The 24,724-nt window shown below is 47.5% G+C and carries 27 protein-coding genes; 26 read left to right on the top strand and 1 reads right to left on the bottom strand.

Annotation, left to right across the window (positions count from 1 at the left end; translation table 11 throughout):
* Positions 1-320: 320 nt before the first annotated feature.
* The 11 genes from B1728_RS13080 to B1728_RS13030 all read left to right on the top strand — a co-directional run bounded on the left by B1728_RS13080 (position 321) and on the right by B1728_RS13030 (position 8,814).
* Complete coding sequence (locus tag B1728_RS13080; protein WP_079910670.1) at positions 321-911, top strand: RNA polymerase sigma factor; 591 nt, start codon at positions 321-323, stop codon at positions 909-911.
* Positions 908-1,540, top strand: coding sequence for an anti-sigma factor family protein (locus tag B1728_RS13075; RefSeq protein WP_256865342.1), 633 nt, complete (start codon positions 908-910; stop codon positions 1,538-1,540). Before B1728_RS13080 ends, B1728_RS13075 begins: the two co-directional genes overlap by 4 nt.
* A 73-nt stretch (positions 1,541-1,613) precedes the next feature.
* On the top strand, positions 1,614-2,189 hold the full coding sequence (locus B1728_RS13070; RefSeq protein ID WP_079910669.1) for a histidine phosphatase family protein: 576 nt from the start codon (positions 1,614-1,616) through the stop codon (positions 2,187-2,189).
* Between the two features lie 150 nt (positions 2,190-2,339).
* Entirely contained in the window at positions 2,340-3,476 is a 1,137-nt protein-coding gene (locus B1728_RS13065; protein ID WP_079910668.1) for a hypothetical protein, read from the top strand.
* Between the two features lie 382 nt (positions 3,477-3,858).
* Positions 3,859-4,050 carry an IDEAL domain-containing protein gene (locus B1728_RS13060; RefSeq protein ID WP_079911043.1) on the top strand — a complete coding sequence of 64 codons (192 nt, stop codon included), beginning with the start codon at positions 3,859-3,861 and terminating at the stop codon, positions 4,048-4,050.
* Between the two features lie 117 nt (positions 4,051-4,167).
* The gene (locus tag B1728_RS13055) at positions 4,168-4,596 is read left to right on the top strand and encodes a DUF2487 family protein (RefSeq protein ID WP_079910667.1); all 429 of its coding nucleotides are present in this window, start codon (positions 4,168-4,170) and stop codon (positions 4,594-4,596) included.
* A 251-nt stretch (positions 4,597-4,847) separates the two neighbouring features.
* Complete coding sequence (locus B1728_RS13050; protein ID WP_079910666.1) at positions 4,848-5,396, top strand: Rieske (2Fe-2S) protein; 549 nt, start codon at positions 4,848-4,850, stop codon at positions 5,394-5,396.
* A gap of 16 nt (positions 5,397-5,412) precedes the next feature.
* A complete protein-coding gene (qcrB, locus tag B1728_RS13045) occupies positions 5,413-6,084 on the top strand; it encodes a menaquinol-cytochrome c reductase cytochrome b subunit (RefSeq protein ID WP_079910665.1) in 672 nt (223 codons plus the stop codon).
* A 149-nt stretch (positions 6,085-6,233) separates the two neighbouring features.
* Entirely contained in the window at positions 6,234-7,115 is an 882-nt protein-coding gene (locus B1728_RS13040) for a menaquinol-cytochrome c reductase cytochrome b/c subunit (protein WP_079910664.1), read from the top strand.
* A gap of 120 nt (positions 7,116-7,235) precedes the next feature.
* A complete protein-coding gene (locus B1728_RS13035; RefSeq protein ID WP_306293522.1) occupies positions 7,236-7,901 on the top strand; it encodes a DUF1405 domain-containing protein in 666 nt (221 codons plus the stop codon).
* Between the two features lie 43 nt (positions 7,902-7,944).
* A complete protein-coding gene (locus B1728_RS13030; RefSeq protein WP_079910663.1) occupies positions 7,945-8,814 on the top strand; it encodes a sporulation protein YpjB in 870 nt (289 codons plus the stop codon).
* 3 nt (positions 8,815-8,817) lie between these two features.
* Here the strand turns inward: B1728_RS13030 and B1728_RS13025 are convergent, their stop codons facing one another.
* Complete coding sequence (locus tag B1728_RS13025) at positions 8,818-9,687, bottom strand: YitT family protein (protein ID WP_079910662.1); 870 nt, start codon at positions 9,685-9,687, stop codon at positions 8,818-8,820.
* Between the two features lie 191 nt (positions 9,688-9,878).
* Here B1728_RS13025 and B1728_RS13020 point away from each other — a divergent pair, with 191 nt between their 5' ends.
* The 15 genes from B1728_RS13020 to ltrA form a co-directional block, all read left to right on the top strand.
* Positions 9,879-10,217, top strand: coding sequence for a nucleotide pyrophosphohydrolase (locus B1728_RS13020; protein WP_079910661.1), 339 nt, complete (start codon positions 9,879-9,881; stop codon positions 10,215-10,217).
* 39 nt (positions 10,218-10,256) lie between these two features.
* A complete protein-coding gene (locus B1728_RS13015; RefSeq protein WP_256865341.1) occupies positions 10,257-10,781 on the top strand; it encodes a tetratricopeptide repeat protein in 525 nt (174 codons plus the stop codon).
* Positions 10,782-10,821: 40 nt separating this feature from the next.
* A complete protein-coding gene (gene dapB, locus B1728_RS13010; RefSeq protein ID WP_079910659.1) occupies positions 10,822-11,625 on the top strand; it encodes a 4-hydroxy-tetrahydrodipicolinate reductase in 804 nt (267 codons plus the stop codon).
* Between the two features lie 85 nt (positions 11,626-11,710).
* On the top strand, positions 11,711-12,136 hold the full coding sequence (gene mgsA, locus B1728_RS13005) for a methylglyoxal synthase (protein ID WP_079910658.1): 426 nt from the start codon (positions 11,711-11,713) through the stop codon (positions 12,134-12,136).
* Positions 12,133-12,831, top strand: coding sequence for a bacillithiol biosynthesis deacetylase BshB1 (gene bshB1, locus B1728_RS13000; protein ID WP_079910657.1), 699 nt, complete (start codon positions 12,133-12,135; stop codon positions 12,829-12,831). Before mgsA ends, bshB1 begins: the two co-directional genes overlap by 4 nt.
* Positions 12,832-12,857: 26 nt before the next feature.
* Positions 12,858-14,027 carry an N-acetyl-alpha-D-glucosaminyl L-malate synthase BshA gene (bshA, locus tag B1728_RS12995; RefSeq protein WP_079910656.1) on the top strand — a complete coding sequence of 390 codons (1,170 nt, stop codon included), beginning with the start codon at positions 12,858-12,860 and terminating at the stop codon, positions 14,025-14,027.
* 14 nt (positions 14,028-14,041) lie between these two features.
* On the top strand, positions 14,042-15,322 hold the full coding sequence (locus B1728_RS12990; protein WP_079910655.1) for a CCA tRNA nucleotidyltransferase: 1,281 nt from the start codon (positions 14,042-14,044) through the stop codon (positions 15,320-15,322).
* A 5-nt stretch (positions 15,323-15,327) separates the two neighbouring features.
* Positions 15,328-16,326, top strand: coding sequence for a biotin--[acetyl-CoA-carboxylase] ligase (locus B1728_RS12985; protein ID WP_179136002.1), 999 nt, complete (start codon positions 15,328-15,330; stop codon positions 16,324-16,326).
* Positions 16,327-16,600: 274 nt separating this feature from the next.
* Complete coding sequence (gene panB / locus B1728_RS12980; protein ID WP_079910654.1) at positions 16,601-17,455, top strand: 3-methyl-2-oxobutanoate hydroxymethyltransferase; 855 nt, start codon at positions 16,601-16,603, stop codon at positions 17,453-17,455.
* A gap of 15 nt (positions 17,456-17,470) precedes the next feature.
* Positions 17,471-18,334, top strand: a complete 864-nt coding sequence (gene panC, locus B1728_RS12975; RefSeq protein ID WP_079910653.1) for a pantoate--beta-alanine ligase — start codon at positions 17,471-17,473, stop codon at positions 18,332-18,334.
* 134 nt (positions 18,335-18,468) lie between these two features.
* A complete protein-coding gene (gene panD, locus B1728_RS12970; RefSeq protein ID WP_079910652.1) occupies positions 18,469-18,852 on the top strand; it encodes an aspartate 1-decarboxylase in 384 nt (127 codons plus the stop codon).
* Positions 18,853-18,915: 63 nt separating this feature from the next.
* Positions 18,916-19,548 carry a tetratricopeptide repeat protein gene (locus tag B1728_RS12965; protein WP_079910651.1) on the top strand — a complete coding sequence of 211 codons (633 nt, stop codon included), beginning with the start codon at positions 18,916-18,918 and terminating at the stop codon, positions 19,546-19,548.
* Between the two features lie 87 nt (positions 19,549-19,635).
* On the top strand, positions 19,636-22,488 hold the full coding sequence (dinG, locus tag B1728_RS12960) for an ATP-dependent DNA helicase DinG (protein WP_079910650.1): 2,853 nt from the start codon (positions 19,636-19,638) through the stop codon (positions 22,486-22,488).
* On the top strand, positions 22,485-23,105 hold the full coding sequence (locus tag B1728_RS12955) for a redox-sensing transcriptional repressor Rex (RefSeq protein WP_079910649.1): 621 nt from the start codon (positions 22,485-22,487) through the stop codon (positions 23,103-23,105). The genes dinG and B1728_RS12955 overlap by 4 nt, the downstream gene beginning before the upstream one ends.
* A 467-nt stretch (positions 23,106-23,572) precedes the next feature.
* The coding region (gene ltrA / locus B1728_RS12950; RefSeq protein WP_079910648.1) for a group II intron reverse transcriptase/maturase at positions 23,573-24,724 on the top strand (1,152 nt) is incomplete at its 3' end.

The raw sequence follows: 24,724 nt of genomic DNA, 5'->3' as shown, positions 1-24,724 counted from the left end.
CTCCACTCCTATCCGAATAATGGCACTATGTGCAGCCACCTCATGCAGGTGGTTCTTTTTTTTGTGTTTATAACCATTTTTTCTAGTATAAGTAATAGAATAGGTAATGGGTACATAAGCCTTTTTTTGGAAGTTATTCTGAAAGTTGTATGAAAGCTGTCGATTAAGCAGGATTTTTGACCAAGTTTACCGAATAAAATAATAAGGCTAAAAGTATTCCTAAAATTTTTTTAAAATACCGCAACTTTTTTACTCCCCCTACAGTAAAAACAAGTAGTATCACTGGGAGTAACCAGGAATCACAAGGAGGGTCGTACTAAATGACCGATTCCCAGTTGATCAGAGAGATCAAGGACGGCAACGTCCAATTATATGATGAGCTAATGCGTCGCTACGAACGGAAAATTCTTGCCTTTATCTATCACATGTTGAAGAGCGCCCAGATGGAATCGTTCGCGGAGGATTTATGCAATGAGACCTTCTATAAAGCGTACCGAAGCCTGCACTCCTTTCGTGAGGTGGAGGCGACCTTTTCTACGTGGCTGTATACGATAGCCAGGAATACGGTGCTGAGCGAGCTGCGTAAAAATAAAAGTATCAAGGTATCTTTGGAAGAAAGCGGACATGAGCCTCATGCCGGGTCGGATGTGATGCCGGAATTGACGGTTCTTCGGAATGAGAAAGTGACGATGGTACGCGAGGCTATCAACAATTTGCCTGAGAAGCAGCGGTCCGCGCTTATCCTGCGCGAATACGACCAATTGGATTACCAGGAGATTGCCAATATCCTCGGGCAGACGGTGAGTTCGGTCAAATCCTTGCTGTTCAGAGCCAGAGCCAGTGTAAAGCTCCAATTGGAGCCATACTTTCTCGATCCGATCTTTGAGGAGTACGAAGGGATGAAACGATGATGAAGTGTGAAGATATTCAAGAGCTGCTGGGTACCTATTGGGATTTGCCTGAGCATGACTTAAAAAGACAATGTGTGGATGAGCATATTAAAACGTGCAGCTACTGCGCGATGGAATTTGAGATATGGCGCGAGAGCACGGAGCTGATTAAATCCGCGGCAGGCGCTGAAGAGCTGGCTGAGATTTCTACGCCAATTTCCCGCAATGTCATGAACCGCATCTATGAGGATGAATCCTGGAGGGTGCCGGTTACGGATCGGATGTACGCCATCTCGTTTAAGCTGCGCAGGAATATTACGGCGGTCGTCGCGTTTTGCCTTGCCTTGTTTATTTTTTCATTCGTATACTCCATCACGCATCAAGCCGCACCGGAAATGACTGCTTCCACGTCAGGCTCTGCCGTATTCGGGCGAATCGGGGATCCCGTCGTCGTCGCAGGAAGTCAATCGGATTCGATGAACGTACATACGATGCCTTCCGCGGTGGCTAGCTTAAAAGGGTTTAGCGAACCGTTCATGTATCAGGTAGGCCCGATCCATACGTTCAAGGACTACTTAATTTTCGTTTCGCTGTTAGGTCTTACCTGCACGCTGCTTATCATGAATTGGTTTTCCAGAACGAAATCATAGGTTCGAATGAGCTTCGCCCCGATGCCGGGGCGTTTGTCATCTTCAGAGAAAAAACGGAAAGTGAGAGGATAATTTGATTACATTAGGATTTATTCGGCACGGGACTACGGAATGGAATTTGGCAGGGAGAATGCAAGGCCAAATGGATACGGCTCTGGCTGAGGTGGGGATTCATCAGGCAAAGCTTCTGGCGGAGAGACTTAGGGGAGAGACTTGGGACGGTATTGTAACGAGCGACTTGGTTCGGGCTCAGCAAACAGCGGAGACGATAGCGCGTACTACGGGTACCCCGATCCTAAGCAGTGATATTCGTCTGCGTGAGCGATCCTTTGGACAGGTTGAAGGGACAACTCTGGAGGAACGGATTTCACGTTGGGGTGAAGGATGGAGGCAGGCTGATCTGGGGATGGAACCGGATGAGGCGTTGTTGGCCCGGTGGAACTCTTTTATGGAAGAACTGCTGGCGAATCATGCTGGTAAACGAATTCTGATCGTCAGTCACGGAGGCTATATAGCCCCTGTTGTTGAGATGATGCTGGGCAAACCGATCGAAGAGCATTTGAACAACACCTCGCTTACGATTGTGGAAGGCCTTCCGAAGAATTGGACCTGCACATTATTGAACTGTACAAACCATTTGAATCCATGACGAAATTTTAGAACGAGGCTCTGATAACGCTCCTAACTAAGGGGGCGTTTTTTTGTTTTTCAATAGAGATGAATTTTTCTCAGAATATGCGTTTTAAAAACGGAACATCTTCCCATAATGGTACTAAGCCTATTTTGGAGGTGTGGTGCCATGAATTTAGCAGATATGTTGAGTTATGCGGATATTCACGAGTTGAGCCGGATCGCTAATACGTACAACTGCGATTGCAACGGCCACTCCAAAAACGAGCTGATCCAGTCCATCTTGTCGACGGTCAATCGAAGGGAGATATTTGAGCGTCAGGTTATTGATTTATCCATCGAGGACGTTCGATTCTTAAATTCTCTAATCTTCGACCAGCGGGGATCCTTTAGTCTGGAAGAGCTTATTGCGCGAGTGCAGCAAAGCCGGTTCTCGAAGGATGAAGATGAGATGTGGAACCCCAGGGACATGATCTCCCGATTTAAGCAGCGGGGATGGCTCTTCAACGGATATTCTCAAAACACCCGCTATTTGTTCCAGGTGCCGGCCGATCTGAAACGAAGATTTAGCGAAGCCTTGACCAAGCAGTTTCGTCAGCAGCTTGTGAAATCCAATGAACCTATCGTATACCGGGACGAGCAGAAGCTGCTGATCGACGACATCTATCATTTTCTCCATTACGTACAGCAGAATGAAGCGATTTTGACATCGGATACCACGCTGTACAAGAGACAGCTTATGCAAATTCTCGAACGGTTTTCAGTTAAGGAGGAGCCAGTTGGCAAAACAGCTTGGCGCTTCGGTTACGGACGGTTTTTCAAGGATTACCCGAATCGGTTCTCCCTCATCTATGATTACTGCTATTATGCTGAACTGATAACAGAGCACAACCAGGTACTGGCCTTAAGTGAAAAAGGGGCGAGTCGAGTAGCTCACGGGCAAAAGGAAGATATCCTGCAGGTATACAAGTTTTGGCTGCGGTTATACAAGAATGCGATTCCTAACCTGCAATCCCTTGTGTACTGGATCGAAAAGCTCGCGGCGGGCTGGGTAACTCTAGCTTCCGTAAAAATAGTCCTGCTGCCATTAGTTCGTCCTTTCTATTATGATACTCCCGATTCCATACTGGAACAGAGAATATTACAAATGATGATGCACCTGGGGCTGCTTCGTATCGGCGAGACAGAGGAAGACGGGACCGTGATTCAAATGACCAAGCTAGGCAGCAGCGTTGTTCAAGGGATTTATGTGAACGAAGAGGATAAAGTCGCCCTTCCGTTCGATAGTCGCGAGAGACTGAGCTAGTCATTAGACTAATTTCCGCCAACAGACTGCGGGTTCATTAGGATCAGAGGGTCAATCAGGGTCAGGCGCGTCAATTGTTCTCGGCAAACCCGGATAGGTAAAGACACATTCATCAGGATGGGGGCTATTGTACTTAACGGAGGCGGCGCTCATGAATATGCTTTAGTAGGGGCAGTTTCGTTAAGGCAGGAGAAGCAGCATTCTCCTCTTACCCTTTCATCAGGCTCACGGAAAATTGGTACTAGAGCTGCGGCTATGGTGTCTGCGGCGAATCAAGCGGCCGGTGGGCAGCTGTGTGAAGAAAAGCATCGAACAAAAGACAACATGTGAGGCCAAAAGCGTAAAAATAGTTGAAATGCGGACCGGTTTGGAGGTAGGTTCTATGGGCAAAATGAATGTTTCCAATGATATGATGCTGGGCTTGTTTGCGGAGATGGTTCTTGATGAAGCCATACGCAAATACAAGGAGCAGTATTTGTACAGAGAGATTGATATAGCTTTGGCAAAGGGAGACGAAGTTTCGTTTCTAGCCCTCACTACAGAACTGAAATCGCTCAATGCACATGGTCAATAAAACGAAGCACCTTGGCCTGAATTATGACATTTTTTTGAAAGGCATGTGAAGATGATTCATATGTCTTTTTTTTGTGTTATGGTGAGTTGGAACTAATTGAACGCGGAGGCGAATGGAATGAAGTTTAGCGATGTGGAAAGTGCATCTTGGGAAGAACTGCGCCCCTATGTGGATACGTGTCTGCTTCCAGTAACCGGCCTGACAGGCAGTGAGCAGCCTTGGGAGGCGACCCAGGCGCTGGAAAAGCTGAGGGATGCGCTGGATTGCTTTGAGATTCCGTACAAGGGGCGCGTGTTGACCTATCCCGCTTTTCATTATATAGAAGGAGAAGAAGGTAAACAGCTTCTTATAAACGTCTGTGAAAGGTTAAAACAAAGCTTTCCTTACTTGATTCTCGTATCGGCCTCGAACGAGATTCAACTGCCCGAGAGCGGGGAAGCATTCGATTTGGCATTTATACTTACTCCGGATCAATTGGGCGAATCTTCGGCGGAAGTGAAACAGAACATTGCCTCGCAGCTGCAAAGTTTATGGGCGCAGAAGTAAGGGCTGCACATAGTGTATGATTGGTTACATTTTTGCTAATTCTAAGTAACGGGACAAAGAAAAATTTCTTTGTGAACAGATGTGACAATTTCGTTAAATGTTACTACTGGGACAAGAATTGATGGCTCGAAATGGAAGTTGACATTCTTGACGCACCTAGAGTCGTAAGCTATTATTAGTAATGTCCTAGTATGTGGTGTAAAGTTATGTCGAACGACGTGATATATGTTGCAAAAGGGGGTAGAACGAGAATGAGTGAGCACAATAGCCATGATGCGCAGCATCAGGGAGAGAGACCAGTGAAACGTCGCGAGATGTCCCGCAGACAGTTCCTGTCCTATACCCTTGGTGGTGCTTCAGCTTTCATGGGCGCCGGAATGATTGTTCCTATGCTACGATTTGCTGTCGATCCGGTACTTCAACCGAAAACACAAGCTGCTTGGGTTAAAGTAGTTGAAGAATCAAAGATTGCAAGCGAACCTAAATCCTTCAAATTTAAAGTGCATCAGATTGACGGCTGGTATGAGAGCGACGTTGAGCTGGAAGCTTGGATTGCGAAGGATAAAGATGGCAATATCTTCGCATTGAATCCAACCTGTAAGCATCTTGGATGTACGGTTAACTGGAATGCAAATCCGGAGTTTAAGGACCAGTACTTTTGTCCATGCCACGGCGCACATTATACAGTAGACGGTAAAAACCTCGCTGTTGCGCCATTGCCTTTGGACCAATACGATCTGAAGGTTGAGAACGGCTTTGTTTATTTAGGACAACTTGGTCCTAACAAAAGGGTGAAATAAGGAGGCGTAACATCGGATGTTTAAAGCTATGTATAACTGGATTGATGAACGTCTTGATATCACGCCGATGTGGAGAGATGTTGCCGATCACGAGGTTCCTGAACACGTTAACCCGGCACACCATTTTTCCGCATTTGTTTATTGCTTCGGTGGATTGACGTTTTTTATTACGGTTATTCAAATTTTGTCCGGGATGTTCTTGACGATGTATTACGTACCGGATATTATCAACGCTTACGCGAGTGTTGACTATCTCCAGCATAAAGTAGCATTCGGCGTTATTGTACGCGGTATGCACCACTGGGGAGCGAGTTTGGTTATCGTAATGATGTTCTTACATACGCTTCGCGTGTTCTTCACAGGCTCCTATAAAGCCCCACGCGAAATGAACTGGGTTGTCGGTGTGCTTATCTTCTTCGTTATGCTGGGTCTTGGTTTCACAGGATACCTCCTGCCTTGGGATAACAAAGCATACTTCGCAACACAAGTAGGTATCAAAATTGCCGCTTCTGCACCTTATATCGGCGATTACATCAAAACCTTCCTGCAAGGTGGAGAGATTGTCGGAGCGCAGACCCTGACTAGATTCTTTGCATTGCACGTGTTCTTCTTGCCAGGCGTGCTGTTGGCATTGTTGGCGGGACACTTCTTTATGATTCGTAAGCAAGGGATTTCCGGTCCGCTTTAATGAGATATCGCAGTACATAAGATCGTCCGCTATGGTCGGTCGCTTGTGCTGTCACGGTGATTGTTCTTGCGTGCAGAGAGCTGTCTAACGCTCCGCCAGAGCCGACCCAGCTTTCTGACACAAAAAGAAGTAAGTAAGGAGGGGCGAAATTGGCACACGGCCATAAGTCTGACGAAAAAATCGTTTATGTAGGAGATTCGCGCGTTCGCGCTAAATCTTCCTCAATGAGTCAACCGGATTACTCGGCCTTCCCTGGGAAATCCGAGGTGTTCATCCCGAACTTCTTGTTAAAAGAATGGATGGTTGGGGTCGTTGTACTTGTTGGGATCTTGGTGTTAGTTGTGTCTGATCCGGCTCCGCTCGGATATCCTGCGGATCCGACCAATACGCAATTTATCCCGATGCCTGACTGGTACTTCCTGTTTATGTACCAACTGTTGAAATACCCGTATACTTCGGATCAATTCGTCGTATTCGGTACGTTAATCGTTCCAGCCATCATGTTCGGCGGTTTGATGGTTGCTCCTTTCCTGGATACAGGAAAAGAAAGACGCTTCTACAAACGTCCGATCGCTTCAACGTTGATGTTCTTAACTCTTATCGCTTGTACTTATTTGACGGTTGTTTCTTGGACGCACTATGAGCATGAAATGAAGGAAAAGAATATGGTTCCTGAGCACATTAAGCGTGAAGAAGAACTGCATGCCGGCAAAGGGGAAAGCGGCGGAGGCGGAGCTAAGAAGCCTGCAGCAGCGGCTGCTATCGTTGCTCCTGATGATCCTGGCGCTGAGCTGTACAAGAAAGCGACTTGCGTAGCTTGTCATGGCGGCGAATTGAAAGGGATGCCTTCTTCCGGAATCCCTGCATTGCGCGGTGTCGGAGATAAGCACAGCCAAGAAGAGATCATGAACATCATTAAAAAAGGGCAAGGCAACATGTCCGCACAATATGATGAAAATATCAAAAAAGGCTTGACTGACGCAGACATCAACAAGGTGGCTGAATGGTTGGCTAAGCAGAAGAAAGAATAGTTTAGAGACCTGACCGTTGCTTGCGGTCAGGTCTTTTTACGGCATAAGTAGGTTCAACTTCTCTAATTAAATGACCTCAATATTAAATAAAAGCAATGCATATGTGCGGGAGGTAACCCAATGCTTAGCATGTCGCTTCGAACCTATTTTTCCAAGGCTTTCCTGGGAAGCCGATTTATGCTTTGGTCGTTGTTCTGGATCAACTTTCTGGGTACGATTTACGGCTACGAATGGTACTGGAAGCAAATGGAATATACAATAGAGAATATGTCCGCAGCTTACCTTCCTTTTGTCCCGGATAGCCCGACTGCAAGCTTGTTCTTTACGGGAACTCTCGTCTATCTTCTTGTGGATTCCTATAAGGGAAGGATAGCTGAACCTAAGCAGAGTGCATTCCGAAGCTTTGTAGAAGCGTTTGCAGTCATTACTTCCTTTAAATATGGAATATGGGCTGTCACTATGATCTGGGCAGGGGTGTACCAGGGCAGTGAAGTCAGCTGGCAGGATTGGATGCTGACGATATCCCATCTTGGAATGGCTGCCGAGGCGTTGTTATACTTGAGATTGTATACATATCGTGTTTGGCCGATCCTGCTTGTGGGCATTTGGGCACTGAGTAATGACTATATGGACTATGTTGAAGGTGTATTTCCTTGGCTGCCTGAAACCTTGATGGACGATCTTCCTGCCGTTGCCTCATTTACAATTGAATTAAGCTTCGTTAGTATCATTGTTGCGTTCATTATCTATAAGATAAGACAAGTTTTAGCTAAACGAGAGGTCTAAATGTGGACATCCCTCCATAGGATGATGGTAGGAGGGATGTCCAATGTTGTTTAATCGTGCATGGAAAGGCATTGGCCTCATGCTGGTTATGCTCTTATGTATTCAGCTGCTGGCAGGATGTCTGCAAACGGACAAGCCGAAGCAGGAGTCTATCGAACCTAAGCCTTCCACAGAACAGCTGGAGAGGGTTGATCTGCTTAATCAAACAGCAGATGAAATGTACAAAAAGGTTATGCAGGGGGATATAACGGGAGGCCGTACGGTTATTCAGCAAGTTAGCGACTTGGTGACAACTATTCGCTATGAAGGTTTAACGACGCTAGAAGGGCTGAATGCCTTAACCGAAGCCGTCGCTCAAGGGAAACGATTATTGAACTCTACCCGCTATTCTTCTGATGAAGGGGTCGTCGCAGCTGCACAAATCCGGTTGGCTGCAGATGCTCTGTCACATCCTGAGCAGCCGATGTGGCTTCAGTATTACAAGCTGCTGAAGGAAGATCTGAATGGAATCGAGCAGGCAGCAAAAAGCGAGAAACTGGCCGACTTCAAGAAAGACGTCGGAAGCTTTGAACGGCATATTTCCATCATTCATCCAAGCCTTCTCATTAGCCGGGATCCAACTGATGTAGAGAAGCTGGATTCCCTGGTAACGTTTGTTGCAGGACAGATTAAGACGGAGCAATCCCCGTACCAACCGATAGTGAATTTGCTGCCGGCCATTCATCAAATCATAGACAAGCTGTTTTTGAAGAAGGATACGACCGCGTTCCTACCGGTAGTGGACGATAGAAACCCGATATTATGGACTTTTGTCATGGCTTCTGTCATTATGGCCGCCCTCGGCTTTGCAGGCTGGCGGTTGTCTAAAAAAGACAACGGTATGGTTCTTGTCAGAAGAAAGGAAGAAAGATAAACGTTACTCCGGCTTAAAGCCTTCACCGACTACGTCGTGTACCTCGTTAATGATGATAAAAGCGCGAGGATCGATGGAACGGGCGAGGTCTTTAAGCTTTTTCATTTCTTGACGGTACACCACGCAGTAAACCATATGCTTATGTGTTTTGGAGAAAGCTCCTACTGCCGGAATCAAGGTTGCCCCACGATCCATGGTTTCTGTTATTTTGGCGGCAATTTCCTCCGCTTGATCGGTTATGATAGTAAATGCTCTTGCCGCGTAAGCTCCCTCAATTATGATGTCGATAACTTTGGATGTAATAAAAACGACCACGAAGGTGTACAAGATTTTTTCTTTCGGAATGAAGAAGAAGGACGAGCCGATGACAAGACAATCAAAGGCAAGCACCACTTGGCCCATGCTCCAGCCCAAGTACCTTTTACCGATGGTCGCTATAATATCCGACCCTCCTGTTGTACCCCCGTTCCGAAACACCAAGCCTAATCCAACTCCCAAGGTTACCCCTGCGTAAGCTGTAGCCAGAAAGTAATCGTGCTCAGAGCGAAAAGGAACGAGCCACCCGCTGTGAATCAGCTGTTCCATAATCCATAGAAAAAAGGAAAGGGAGACCGTTCCGACGATCGTATTGATCATGGTCTGCTTGCCGAGCACCTTAAGTCCAACATAAAATAAGGGGATGTTAATGACCAGCGTCGTCACAGAAGGCGGGAAGTGAAAGATATAGTTTAGCAGCAGTGCAATGCCTGTGATTCCACCTTCCATCAATTCGTTGGAAATGACAAAATAATGCAAGCCGAACGCATAAATGGCTGTACCCAGCATGATAGGCAAGAAGCTCTTTGCCCTCTGAATCAGGTTTTCGGATACCATAAAAACATAGCCTCCCTGGCATAAAATGATCGATAAGTGCCTTCTTCTGCTGCAAGATTTTATCTAGTATACCTTATCTTTTGGCAAAAAAAAATTTGTCATCCCTAGATGTTTGCGATAACATGGTAATTGGAATCAATATGTAGTATGGTATGGATATAGTTATGGACAAGGCTGGTGAGGATGACAAAATGGCAGAACGTTCGTTGAAAGAGCTGCAGCAGGAAGTGGACCGCTACATATCGCAATTTAAAGAAGGATATTTCAGCCCTCTCTCCATGCTTGCACGTATGACGGAAGAAGTAGGCGAGCTGGCCCGTGAGGTGAATCACCAATTCGGTGAAAAGCCCAAAAAGGCGTCAGAAGAGGATAATTCTATTGAATTGGAGCTTGGAGATATTTTGTTTATAACCATCTGCTTCGCGAATTCTCTTGGCATTGATCTGACAGAGGCACATGATAAGATCATGCATAAATTTCAGACCCGAGATGCGAACCGATGGACGAAAATAAACACCGATAACGAGTAAGGGTCATATGCTGTACCATCACCTTTTTCATAAAGGAGGGTGGGGCGGTTGAACGGAAAAGAGCTGATCAAGAAAGCGTACGAAGCCATTCTAAACCATGACTTTGAACTGGCAATGGAATGGTTTGATCAGGCGATAGCATTGGAGCCTGACAACGCCTCTTATCATTATAGATTGTCTATTACTTATGCCAGAAGCAACAAGTTAAGTAAAGCGATCGAGCATGCCGAACAGGCAATCCGATTGGACCCTGAGGAGGAGCACTATCATTACCACCTTCAGCATTTAAAGGCCAAGGAGATCGTTCAGAAAGCGGAGCTATATATAGATGATTCCGAAGATAAAGCCTGGATAGCCATCGCTTTGTTAAAGCAGGCTGTGGCTTTGGATTCCTTGTCCTCGGAAGCGTATTTGATGCTGGGGATTGCCTATTCGCATGTGAAGGAGTACAGCTTGGCCATTCAGGCCATAAGAGAGCTATTGAAGCTGGATCCGCAGCATGAAATGGGAATTGAACTGCTGGAGCAGTACAGACAACAATTGAAGCAATATATGAAATCATAGCGGCAACTTATTATGGGTGAATGAAAGGAAAGAGAAAGATATGAGTCGAATTCGAGTGGCGGTAGCGGGTGCTAGCGGAAGAATGGGCCGCGAGGTAGTGAAGATGGTATTGCAGGATCCGGAGCTGGAATTGGTAGCGGCAGTCAGCCGTACCTCCGATCCCAAGCTGGATGCGGGTCGTCTTGTAGGCCTGGACCCTTGCGGCATTCTGATGAGCAATGACCTGGAGATGGCTTTAGTTGAGGGAAAGCCGGATGTGCTGGTTGATTTCACAACGCCGCAGTCGGCATTTCAGCATACAGCATTGGCTATCCGCCACAAGGTCCGTCCTGTCATGGGAACCACCGGTTTCACTCCGCAGGATATTGAAAACTTGGACGAGCAATGCAAGCAGCAGGGCATTGGTGGCATTATTGCTCCGAATTTCTCCATCGGCGCTATATTAATGATGAAATTTGCTGCTCAAGCTGCAAAATATATGCCTCACTTGGAAATAATTGAGTATCATGGCGACCAAAAGCTGGATGCTCCATCGGGCACGGCTGTCAAAACGGCAGAGCTTATTTCGCAAAATCGCCAAGAGCTGCGCCAAGGCAATCCGAATGAGGAAGAAACTATTGAAGGTTCGCGCGGCGGATTATACAATGGGTTCAGAATACATAGCGTGCGCCTGCCAGGTGTATTCGCTCAGCAGGAGGTTATATTCGGAGCCTTCGGACAAACATTGAAAATTCGTCATGATTCTTACGATCGTGCCGGTTACATGCCTGGCGTCAATGTAGCCGTTAAAAAGGTTATGGAATTTACAGGTATGGTGTACGGCTTTGAACATTTTATAGATTAAACTTTAACGGACAAAGGACTTTGGAATCCGCGATTAGGGGTTCTATGTCCTTGTTTTGTAAGTAATGCGAAGGAGCAGGTAGACAATGTCTTTAAAAATTGCGTTGATCGCACACGATAGAAAAAAAGAAGAGATGGTAAACTTCGTAACAGCGTACGAGACTGTATTCTCACATCATGAATTATTCGCTACTGGGACTACAGGTACACGTATTATGGAAAATACGCAATTGCAGGTGCATCGTTTCATGTCGGGTCCCCTTGGGGGAGACCAGCAGATTGGAGCCATGGTCGCAACCAATGAGATGGATCTGATCATTTTCTTGCGGGATCCGTTAATGGCACAGCCTCACGAGCCCGATATTATTGCATTGCTTCGTTTATGCGACGTACAAGGAATCCCGGTAGCAACCAATATTGCGACTGCGGAAATTTTGGTAAAGGCGCTTGATCGCGGCGATTTTGCCTGGAGAGAGCTGGTACATAAATATAAGCCGGGTATCGACGAATGACCGAGACACTGGATATTCTTATCTTTGGCGCGCATCCCGACGATGCGGAGATCGGAATGGGCGGAACGATTTATAAGCACACGGCGGCAGGCTATCGTGTAGGAATATGCGATTTGACTTATGCCGAGATGTCTTCGAATGGTACCGTAGAGATTCGGCAGCAGGAAGCGGCCAAGGCTTCCGAGATCTTGAAGCTATCTGTGCGGAGCAATCTGGGATTGCCAGACCGCGGGTTATGGATCGGACCTGAGCCGATAGCCGCGATTACGAGAGAAATTCGCAAGTACAAGCCCAAAATCGTATTTGCCCCGTATTGGGAGGATCGGCACCCGGACCATATAGCCTGCAGCAAGCTGGTACAAGAAGCGGTATTTAATGCCAAGCTTCGCAGGTATGAACCGGATACGCCGTCGCATACAGTAGACCAATTGTATTTTTATTTTATCAACGATGTCGCCGAGTCCGATCTTCTGGTCGATATTTCAGATTGCCATGAGAATAAGATGGAAGCGCTAAAGGCTTACCGGACTCAATTCGAAGCGGTGGGCGCGAACAATGATTTTGTGCAAACTCCGCTAAATCAGGGCTATCTGGAGAGAGTGGAAGCCAAGGACCGAATGTTAGGTCAAAAGAAAATGATCCCTTATGCAGAAGGCTTCATCACTAAGTTACCTTATATGGTTGACTTATTTTAATACGAAAAGGCAAGGGAGGAAGCCGTGTGAAGGAACGGTTAAAAATTGGCATCACCTGTTATCCTACGCTGGGCGGTTCAGGTGTTGTTGCGACTGAGCTCGGCAAGCTGCTTGCCGAAAAAGGTCATGAGGTTCATTTTATTACGCATAGCATGCCTTTCCGTCTAGGAAAGTTCGATAAAAATATATTTTATCATGAAGTGGAAGTTAATGATTATTATGTATTTAAATATCCTCCGTATGATCTGTCTCTGGCCAGCAAGCTGGCTCAGGTGATCCAGCATCAGGAATTGGATCTGCTTCATGTTCATTATGCGATTCCTCACGCGGTATGCGCTCTGCTCGCCAAGCAGATGGTCAATGACCGGATTAAGGTTGTGACGACGCTGCATGGAACGGATATTACCGTATTAGCCCAGGACGAATCATTAAGTGATCTGATCCGATATGCGATCAATCGAAGTGATGCGGTTACGGCCGTATCGCAGGATTTGATACAAGAAACCCGAAAGCTGTTATCGATTGAGAAGCCGATTGATCTGGCCTATAATTTTGTTGATAAAAGAGTATATTATCCTCGGGATGTTGCTGCTCTGCGCAAGGAATTTGCCCATCCTGATGAAAAAATATTAATTCATATTTCTAATTTCCGGCCTGTCAAGCGGGTTACCGATGTTGTGGACATTTTCGACCGCGTCAGCAAAGACGTACCGTCCAGGCTATTGTTTGTCGGCGAGGGACCGGAGCTATCCAAGGTGCTGTGCCAAGTCAAGGAACGCGGATTATTGGACCGGGTTTCGTTCTGTGGAAAGCAAGATGACGTAGCCCAATTGCTGTCTCTCAGTGATGTCATGCTGCTGCCTTCGGAGAAGGAAAGCTTCGGCCTCGTGGCTCTGGAAGCGATGGCATGCGGAGTTCCTACTGTTGCTTCCAATGCCGGAGGCATTCCGGAGCTGATCACTCATGGAGAAACCGGTTTCTTGGCGAATATCGGTGATGTCGAGCAAATGGCTCAATATACAAGGAGCCTGCTGACGGATCAAGCCATGTATGAGCGAATGAAGGAAGCTTGTCTGCACAGAGCGCGCTATACCTTCTGTAATGATATTATTACTCGGCAATATGAAGAAATCTATTATCGTGTCCTCGAGCGTCCGCTGCCGGATGAATTGAAGAAAAAGCCACTGAATTGTTAATACGGAGGATCGGCATGAAGGATTCGCTAGAGCAAGGAGCTTTTACGATTATTGAAACGCTTCTGGATAACGGATACGAGGCTTATCTGGTTGGGGGCTGCGTACGTGACAAGCAGTTGAACAGACGGGTTAAGGACTATGATATTGCGACATCAGCGTTACCCGAACGCGTGGAACGGCTGTTTGCAAGAACGATTCCGACCGGACTTCAGCACGGAACGGTTACGGTAGTTATCGACGGGCAGCCTTATGAAGTAACGACCTTCCGCAAAGAAGACGCCTATGAGAATTACAGGAGACCCACGGAGGTTCAGTACATAGATAGCCTGGTTGAGGACCTGCAGAGAAGAGATTTTACTATGAATGCAATGGCCATAGACCACGAGGGAAGACTGCTGGATCCCTTCCACGGAATGGAGGATCTTAGCAATGGTATACTTCGGTGCGTAGGCGAAGCGGGCGAACGGTTCCAGGAGGATGCTCTTCGGATGCTGCGCTGCGTTCGTTTTGCGGCGGAATATCAATTAAGCATAGAAGAGCGAACTTGGGCCGCCTTGCTGGACAATGCTCCTTTGCTAAAGCATATTGCAATGGAGCGCGTCAGAATGGAGCTGGAGCGCATGATGTCGGGCGCTTCGCCTAGCCTCGCATTGGAGCTTTTGGCTTCCAGTCAACTATTGCAGCACACGAAAATTCCGCTGCTGCTGGCCGGGATCCATAAGGTGACCAAGCTGAACAATGTCTCCCAGTTGAACACTCCAATAGAGTGCTGGGCATATCTTTACCTCCTATTGGAAGCTGAACAGCAATCAGCTGAAGAAGAACTTCGTCAGCTGACATTTTCCAAGCAGCAGGTTGATGCTGTCAAGCTGCCGTTAGCTGCCGCGGAGTTCATGGCGAGTGGGCTTGGCTCTGGCTCCATTGAGGAGCTGGAACGGCAGTGGAAGCTGGCGGTAATTCAATACGGCCAGGACGCGATGATAACCTTGGCGCACATTTTAACGGTTGATCCGGCGGCTTCGGAGAACAAAGGATTGAGAGGTTCTGCGGGCCGTATTCTGGGTCAGCAAGGACTGCATTGGCTGGAAGAAATCCCGGTAGACAAGCTGTCCGGCCTGCATATCAGCGGGGGAGAAGTTATCAGCCGCATGGCTGTACCGGCGGGACCATGGGTCGCTAACGTGCTTCAGCAGCTCTTGAGGGAAGCGGCGTTAGGTTCCCTGGCTAATGAAAAGGACGTTCTGCTGGATAGAGCGGAGCAGATTTATAAAGAACATTACTCTTCAGGAATGTGATAAAGATGTCAATCCATGAACAACTAATCCGAATATTTGAGGACCAGCCTCAGCAATTTCTCTCGGGTGAGGAGCTGAGCACGAAGCTCAACTGCAGCCGAACCGCCATATGGAAGCATATCGAGAGACTGCGACAGGAAGGATATGAGTTCGAGGCTGTCTCCCGAAAAGGGTATCGGCTTACCTCCAAGCCGGAAAAGCTGGATGTGCAAGCGATTCAGAACCGGTTGGAAACCAAAGTATTAGGAAGAACGATGTTTTACTATGACGAAGTAGATTCCACCCAGATTGTGGCCCGCGAGCGAATCGCCCAAGGGGCGGAGGAAGGTACTCTCGTCGTTGCCGAGCTGCAGACAGCGGGAAGGGGAAGGCTGGGCCGCAAATGGCATTCCCCCAAAGGGAAAGGTCTATGGATGAGCCTGGTTCTTAAACCGCGCATCCCGCTGCATTTTACCCCTCAGCTTACTCTTCTTATTGCTGTCGCTTTATGCCGTTCATTAAGACAGTCAACAGGACTGCCTATCGGGATCAAATGGCCAAATGACCTCTTAATTGAAGGGAAGAAGATAAGCGGTATTTTGCTGGAGTCTAGTGCCGAGGATGAGAATCTGCACTATGTGGTTGCCGGTATAGGGATCGGCGTGAATCTCGCACAAGAAGATTATCCGGATGACGAACTTCGGGCTAAAGCTACTTCTCTTGCGATAGAGTCAGGCAAGAAATGGGACCGGACCGAGATTTTGTGCCAATTTCTAAAGGAGCTGGAGCTGGTCTATGATCTGTATCATGAACAAGGCTTTGGCCCCATCAAGCTGCTATGGGAGGCGCTAAGCGTATCCTTGCATCGCACGATCACTTGTCATACGCCAAGAGGACAAGCCGTGGGCTATGCGGTTGGAATCGATGATTCCGGCGCTTTATCCGTTCGTCTGCCTGACGGCAGCATGACTCTGTGGTATTCCGGAGATATTGAATTATCGCCGGCGACCCACGACTCTTTGTGACAAATAAGTGTATTCGAAATATGAAATGTCTGGTATAATGTTCTCTACAAGGCGATATCCTTTGTGAATTGCACTTGTTATGAACGATGGCATCAAACAATTTCATAGCTGTATCCTGAAATATGTCGGATTCTGCTCTGAGCCTTACGGACCGAGACAGAAGGATCATATGATTTTTTTTGCCATGTGAACCTTTTAGCTCCCGTAGACTAAAAGGTTTTTTTGTTCATACTAAGGGAACACGACCAAAAAGCTGAGGGAAGGTGTGGATAACATGGAAAAGCGGAGACCGGTTACTACAGCAAAATTGAAAAAAATGAAAGAGGATCGCGTGCCGATTTCAATGATCACGGCTTACGATTATCCTTCTGCCAAATTAGCGGAGGAAGCCGGGGTTGATGTCATTCTGGTGGGGGATTCTCTAGGGAATGTCGTGCTCGGCTACGATTCGACGATTCCTGTAACTATTGAAGATATGATTTATCACTCCAGAGCGGTCGCGAGGGCGGCACAATCCGCCTTTGTCGTTACGGATTTACCTTTTATGACTTATCACGGAAGCATAGATACTACGATTCGCAATGCCGCCCGGATTATGCAGGAAGGGGCAGCAAAAGCGGTTAAGATGGAAGGCGGAGTCGAAATTGCCGAGGCAGTATCCGTTCTCACCCGGTCAGGGATTCCTGTCATGGGTCATATCGGACTGACGCCGCAATCCATTCATCAAATCGGAGGATATAAGATTCAAGGGAAAAATTCTGCCCAGGCTCAGAAGCTGCTGGAGGAGGCCAAAGCATTGGAGCAGGCAGGCGCTTTTGCTGTTGTCCTGGAGCTTGTCACCGAACAGCTGGCTGAGCATATAAGCAACGAAATATCCATTCCGACGATCGGCATCGGTGCAGGCCCGCATTGCGATGGACAGGTATTGGTATTTCATGATGCTCTGGGTTATGGATCCGATATCGTTCCTAAACGGTTTGTCAAAGAATTCGCGAATGTCGGCAGCATCATAAGGGATGGAATCAAGCAGTATGTAGATGAGGTTAAGCAGCGCCAATTCCCGCTTGCCGAGCATTCCTTCCAAATGGAAGATGAAGTTGCGGAATTTTTATATGGGGCCAAGAAATAAGACGGAGGTCTACTTATGCAAATCATTCATCATATCAAAGAGCTGAGGCAAGCGGTGCGTGATGCAAGAGCATCCCGTCGTGAACTCACTGTCGGATTCGTCCCAACCATGGGATACTTACATCAGGGTCATGCAAGCCTGCTGGAAGCCGCTCGTAAACAATGTGACCTGGTGGTACTGAGTATTTTTGTCAACCCGCTTCAATTTGGCCCGAATGAAGATTTGGCCCGATATCCGCGGGATGAAGAGCGGGATTTGGCGGTGGCCAAGGCGACCGGTACCGATATCGTATTTTTCCCTTCAGTTGAAGAGATGTACCCGCAGCCGACTAAAACAATCGTTTCTGTGAGCGGCGTGTCAGAACGTCTATGCGGAGCCTCGCGGCCGGGACATTTTGACGGTGTAGCAACCGTAGTTACCAAATTATTTAACATCGTTCAACCGGACTATGCCTTCTTCGGAATGAAGGATGCTCAGCAAATTGCGGTTATCCAGCAGATGGTTAATGATTTGAATATTCCGGTGGAGATCGTGCCATGCAAAATCGTCAGAGAGGAAGACGGTCTTGCTTTAAGCTCGAGAAATGTATATTTGCAGCCGGAAGAACGGGAGCAAGCTCTAGTGTTGTCTTCCGCTTTGAAGATGGCGGAGGAATTTGTGAAAGGGCATCAAGGTCCGCTTAAGGCAAGTGAGTTACAGGATGCCGTCAAACGGCATATTGCTCAGTCTCTTCTGGCAGAAATTGATTATGCCGACATATTAGCGTACCCGACGCTGGAGCCTGTTACCGATTTGCGTTCGGTTCCAGCATTTATTATAGCGCTTGCCGTAAAATTTGGTAAAACGCGTCTCATTGATAATACCATCATTCGCTGGTAATCTATGCTTACGAAGAAAGTTTTGCTAACGCAAAACTCAGCACATGCTTACGAAGAAAGTTTCGCCTGGGCGAAACTCAGCTCATGCTTACGAAGAAAGTTTTGCTAACGCAAAACTCTTAGGAGGTCACATCCATGTTCAGAACAATGCTCAAATCCAAAATCCACCGTGCGACGGTTACGGAAGCCAATCTCAATTATGTAGGAAGCATCACGATCGATGAAGATTTACTCGATATGCTCGACATGCTGCCGAACGAAAAGGTGCAAATTGTTAACAACAACAATGGAGCGCGTCTGGAAACTTACATTATTCCCGGTCCAAGAGGCTCCGGCGTGATCTGTTTGAATGGAGCGGCTGCAAGATTGGTTCAAGTGGGCGACACGGTCATTATTCTTTCTTATGTCATGCTTACAGATGAAGAAGCGCGCAATCATAAGCCCCAAGTAGCCATTATGGGTGAAAATAATAAGGTTATCAGCGTCATTAAAGAAGAAATTCATTCCACCGTACTGTAACGAATGAAAAGGGCTGTCGGGGCAAAAAATGAGGATATGCTCAGCTGAAGGTGGGATGCGTACATGTTCAAACATTTATTTGCCTCGATGAATGAAATGCTTGACGAAATTTCAGCACAGTTCGCAACCGCAACAGGTTCGAGAAAAAAAGAGCTCCAGGAAAAGCTTAGAGTGTTAAAGGCCATGAGCGACACCTTTATTGAAGAATGGCTTTTATTTGAAGAAAAGATGGCTTCGTTTCATCAGCAGCACCATCAAGAAAGCATACCGTCCAATGTATTGGATCCGGAATTGGGCGGCAAGCGGTCAGACGAATTTTTACGCGGCCAAGGATTTTATAAGCTGCTGATGTTCGACGAGGCTATAAGGGAATTTTCCGGAATCATTCGTAAATATCCTGATTTTACGCTGGCTCGTATTTATTTGGGGATGAGCTACCTGCGTAAAGGCGATACAGCTGAAAGCTATAATCATTTCCTCTTTACCTCCCAGTTGACCGATAACAACCAAATCCGCGCGATTTCTTATAATGCTATGGGGTGTATTCAAGCACAGAACCGAAATATGGACAAGGCGTTTGAATATTTTAATTTGGCCTTTCAGACGGATCCTTCCAGCGTCCAGCCTTTGGTAGATATGGGGCTGTGCAATGAAAGAAAAGGACAGCTTCAGTTCGTTCAGCACCCCAAACGATAGCTGAAGAATAAGTTTACTATTCCCTTTTCCCGATAGTATTGGTATTCTAATAAGAAGAGTGGGTATGAAGGGATTGACATTAAGGAAATGAAATTCGCGGTTTTGGATTTTGAAACGACCGGGAGTCAACCAACGGATCGCATTATCCAGGTGGGTCTCGTCATCATACAAGATGATCATATTTCGGATAGGTATACTTCACTCGTAAATCCCGGGATAAGTATACCTTCTTCTATAACAACGTTAACCGGTATTGATGATGAAATGGTTGCGGGTGCTCCCGAGCTTGATGTAGTCATCGGCCAGCTGGTGCCGCTATTGCAGGATGCCGTCCTTGTCGCTCACAACGTAGGATTTGATTTGGCATTTCTGCAAAGAGCGCTGGATGAGCACGGTTATTTTCCATTTGACGGAAGAGTGCTGGATACAATGGATTCCCTTCGGGTCTTGTTCCCGTCGCTGGCAAGCTTGCAGTTATCCATGGTAGCCCATGCATTTAACATAGAACATGAAAGGCCGCATCAAGCTGACAGTGACGCTGAAGTGACGGCCCTTATTTGGCTTCGCTGTATTGAGCGCTTTCAACAGCTTCCATTGATTGTTCTTCAGCGCTTGTCGATGATTTTTGACGAAGGGGCAACCGATTTCGGCTGGTTTATCCGTGAAATGAGAATGTATAAGGAAGCATTCCAGCCCGTCGATACGGATGAAGCCAAGTACTACCGCCAATTTGCCATTAATGTGGAGGATTGGGGCGATGAAGAGCCGCTTCGCGAGGAAGGGGACGTTTCCGTTATCCCGGACGATTTTGCGGAGTTCTATGAGCAGTTAAAGCAGCTGCTCCGCCAAAGGTTCGAGTCCTACGAGGACCGCGAGGCGCAGGTCAAAATGCTTGAGGAAGTGGAAGCTGCTTTCGAACAGAAGAAGCACCTGATGGTGGAGGCGGGAACCGGAACCGGCAAATCGTTGGGATATTTGATTCCTTCCCTGTACTATGGCTTGAAGCAGGATAAAAAGGTGCTGGTTAGTACCCATACGATCAACTTGCAGGAACAGATTCGGGAGCGTGACATTCCCTTGCTGCACAGCTTGTTTCCTGTGCCATTCCGCGCCGCCGTTTTGAAGGGACGAAGCCACTATTTGTGCTTGCGCAAGTTTGAGCATAAAATGAATCTTCTTGATTTCGAGAACGGAAAAGAAGATCGGATTAATGCAGGGCAAATGCTGGTTTGGCTTAGTGAAACGAAAAGCGGAGACGAGGAAGAGCTGCATTTTGCGAACAAGGGTATGCAGTTCTGGCATACGGTTGCAAGCGATTCGGATTCCTGCTTGAACCGCGCATGTCCTTGGTTTCGCAAATGCTTTTATCATCGTGCGAAGCATGAAGCCAACACCGCCGATGTTATTATAACAAACCACTCGATGCTATTTACAGATACGAAGGCGGAGAACCGCCTCTTACCTAGCTACAAGCACCTTGTCATCGATGAAGCGCATCACTTTGAAGAAGTAGCCAGCAAGCATCTTGGGATTGAGCTTTTTTACGGGTCGTTCCTGAATACTCTATGGTGGTTATATAAGGACGGGCGAAGCGGACAGTTATCGACGCTGCATGCACGTCTGCAAAGGGAGCCTTCGGAGAAAGCGCAGTCATGGTGCGAAACCATCGATGCCATCACCCCCAAGCTGGTGAAGATCAAGGAAGATTGGGATGAGCTCTCTGAGCTGCTGTACCAATTACTGGCGGTCCGCTCCGATCCTTCCCAGACGGAAGGAGGGCAGCTTGTCTACCGGATCAAAAAAGGGGAAACGCCGGCGGCATGGGACAAGCTACTTGTACATGAGGATAACATTTATCTCAATGCGACAGAGGTATTGAAAAAGCTGGATAAGCTCCTTTCCGAAATGAAGGAAATGCAAGAGGAGCTGGATTTGCAAGGCACAGTTACCGATATCTCCGGGGCTGTCAAGGAGCTGTATCGTCAACGCGATAATTTGCATTTCTTCATGACGATGCCTGATGATAATTATGTTTATTGGCTGGAAGCGGGACAATTCAATAAGAGCAAGTCGCTGCAGCTGGTATGCGTACCTATCGATGTCAGCCCGATGCTGCAGCAGCAATTTTTCGATGTAAAGGATAGCGTCATTATGACGTCAGCCACTTTGTCTGTGGGCAAGTCCTTCGATTATACCGCCGAGCAGCTGGGACTGGATATCAAAGATACTGACGGCAAGCTGAAGACGGTACAGCTCCCGTCTCCGTTCAATTACCGCCAGCAGGCGCTGGTAGCGATACCGAGAGATTTCCCTAGTATTCGGGGAAATTCAGGGGAGAAGCAATTTGTCGATCATTTGACCCAGTCTCTGGCTGAAGTAGCTCTCGAGACCAAGGGGAGGATGCTCGTATTATTTACGTCCAATAGAATGCTGAAGCTTGCTCACGCGGCTTTAAAGGACGTTCTGAGCCCGTTCGGGATTCAAGTATTGGGACAGGGTGTCGACAGCAGTAATCGCAGCAAATTGACCCGATTATTCCAGAATAATCCCGCAAGCGTCTTGTTGGGAACGAGCAGCTTCTGGGAAGGAGTAGATATACCTGGAGATGCTCTTACGTGTCTGGCTATCGTCAGACTGCCATTCCAGCCGCCTAACCATCCCTTGGTGGAAGCCAAAACGGAAAATTTGAAAAAGCTGAATCAGAATGCTTTCATGAAGCTGTCGGTTCCGCAAGCGGTGATCCGTTTCAAGCAAGGCTTCGGAAGATTGGTGCGGACGGCCAAGGACAAAGGCATTGTTATCATTTATGACACTCGCGTCATTGATACGACTTATGGGAAGTACTTTTTGTACTCGCTGCCCGGCCCCAAAATCGAACACATGCCAACCAAACAATTGGTATCAAGAATTAAGCAGTGGATGGGGGAAAACGGTGCATGAAAACATTGAAAATATCCGAAGCAGTGGTTCGAAGACTGCCTATTTATTTACGGTTTCTTAATGAACTGAGCAAGAAGAGCGTCCATACGGTATCCTCGCAGGATTTGGGTCAGAAGCTTGACTTGAATCCTGCGCAAATCCGCAAGGATTTAGCTTATTTCGGCGAGTTCGGCAAAAAAGGAATCGGTTACGATGTCGCTTATTTGATCGAAAAAATACGTCAAATTTTAAAGCTGGATAAGGTGATTCCGGTTGCTTTGGTCGGTGCGGGGAACTTGGGCCGGGCGTTGTGCAATTACAATGCTTACTTAAAGGACAATATGAAAATTGTTGCTGTGTTCGACGCTTCCGAGACTAAAGTAGGCGAATCCATCAACAATCTGAAGGTCAAGCCGATGAACGAGCTGAAGGAAACGATCCAATCGCTTCATGTTCGTATCGGGATCATTACCGTACCTGCGGCGGAAGCGCAAAATGTGGCTAATCAGTTCGTTGAGGCCGGGGTAGAAGCGATACTGAATTTTGCGCCAATGATTATCAAGGTACCCAATGAAATTCGGGTTCATCATGCGGATTTTACAACCGAGCTGCAAAGCTTAGCCTATTATTTGGATTGAATAAACGCGACGCTGCCGAAATATAAAAAAGCCTACAAATCTGTAGGCTTTTTTGCTATGTACGCCCAGCATGGGCGTCATCTCTACGGTGAAAGTCCGGAATGGGGGCTGGCAAGCTCCTACCATTAGCCAAGAGCAAGGGTGTCCGCCGTGAGGCGGAATCTGAAGGAAGCTGGAGGCAAACGCACGGCTTGAGGTACACGAATCCAATTTGAGGCGGTTGCAGTCGGATGAGTCACCATACCATGACAAAATCCAAAGCTGCCAAAGGCTACAGCCGTAAACTTGGGCGAGCGCGGGCGGAAAGATGACGTTCTTATCTGGGGAGACCTGCGGAACACGCGAAGTTACTTCGTAACCGCGGCTGTAAGGCCGCGCTGAATCCGCAGGAGTCAGCAGAGGCCATAGTACGGAAGTACGGGACGCCGGAAACCGGAAGGGCCGAACCGAAAGGAGAGAGGAAACCGATGCGTTCGCATGAAGAGCAACGACAGCAGAATATCTCGCAAGAGAGCTTGCGGCAAAGAGAAGCGGTGAAGCCGTCAGGGTATGCCGGAGCGCCGAGTTCTTCGTCGGCACAAATCGTCCCTTCCTCTCGCGAAGTCCGTAACGACTTGTTGGAGCGGATGCTCGAAAGGGAAAACCTTTTGCTCGCCTACAAGCGAGTGGTCCAAAATGGAGGAGCACCCGGGGTGGACGGAGTAACGGTAACGGAGCTACAAGCTTACCTGAAGACGCACTGGGAGACGGTGAAAGCCGAACTTCTCGCGGGAACCTACAAACCTATGCCTGTCAAACGGGTGGAAATCCCCAAACCCGGAGGCGGAGTACGGCTACTTGGTATCCCGACCGTAATGGATAGACTCCTTCAACAAGCACTTCTGCAGGTCATGAACTCGATCTTTGACGCTCACTTTTCATGGTACAGCTACGGCTTTAGACCGGGAAAGAGAGCGCATGACGCGGTAAAGCAAGCCCAGCAATACATACAAAACGGTCTTCGGTGGATCGTGGATATGGATTTGGAGAAATTCTTTGACCGGGTAAATCATGACATTCTCATGGCAAGAGTGGCAAGGAAAGTGGCGGATAAGCGAATCCTGAGACTAATCCGTGCCTACCTGAACGCCGGAGTAATGGAAGGTGGAGTTTGCCAGAAAACGGAGGAGGGAACACCGCAGGGCGGCCCTTTAAGTCCATTATTAGCAAACATCCTGCTGGATGACCTAGATAAAGAACTAACCAAACGGGGGCACAAGTTTGTCCGCTATGCGGACGATTGTAACATCTTCGTCGCCAGCAGACGGGCCGGAGAACGTGTCATGGAATCGGTTATTGGATTTGTGGAAGGAAAGCTGAAATTGAAAGTGAATCGTGACAAGAGTGCAGTGGATCGGCCATGGAATCGGAAGTTCCTCGGCTTTAGCTTCTTATCAAACAGACAGGTGACGATCCGGCTTGCTCCCAAAACGATCTCCCGATTCAAGGAGAAGATAAGGGAACTAACGGATCGAACACGCTCGATGTCGATGGATGACCGCATCACCCGGCTCAACCGATACCTCATGGGATGGATGGGATACTTCCGACTCGCTTCGGCGAAGAACCATTGCAAGAGA

This window comes from Paenibacillus sp. 32352, from assembly GCF_002042965.1.
GTDB classification, from domain to species: Bacteria; Bacillota; Bacilli; order Paenibacillales; family NBRC-103111; genus Paenibacillus_S; species Paenibacillus_S vulneris.
Note: the sequence above shows the minus strand (reverse complement) of the source record. Positions and strands in the feature narration are given on the sequence as shown.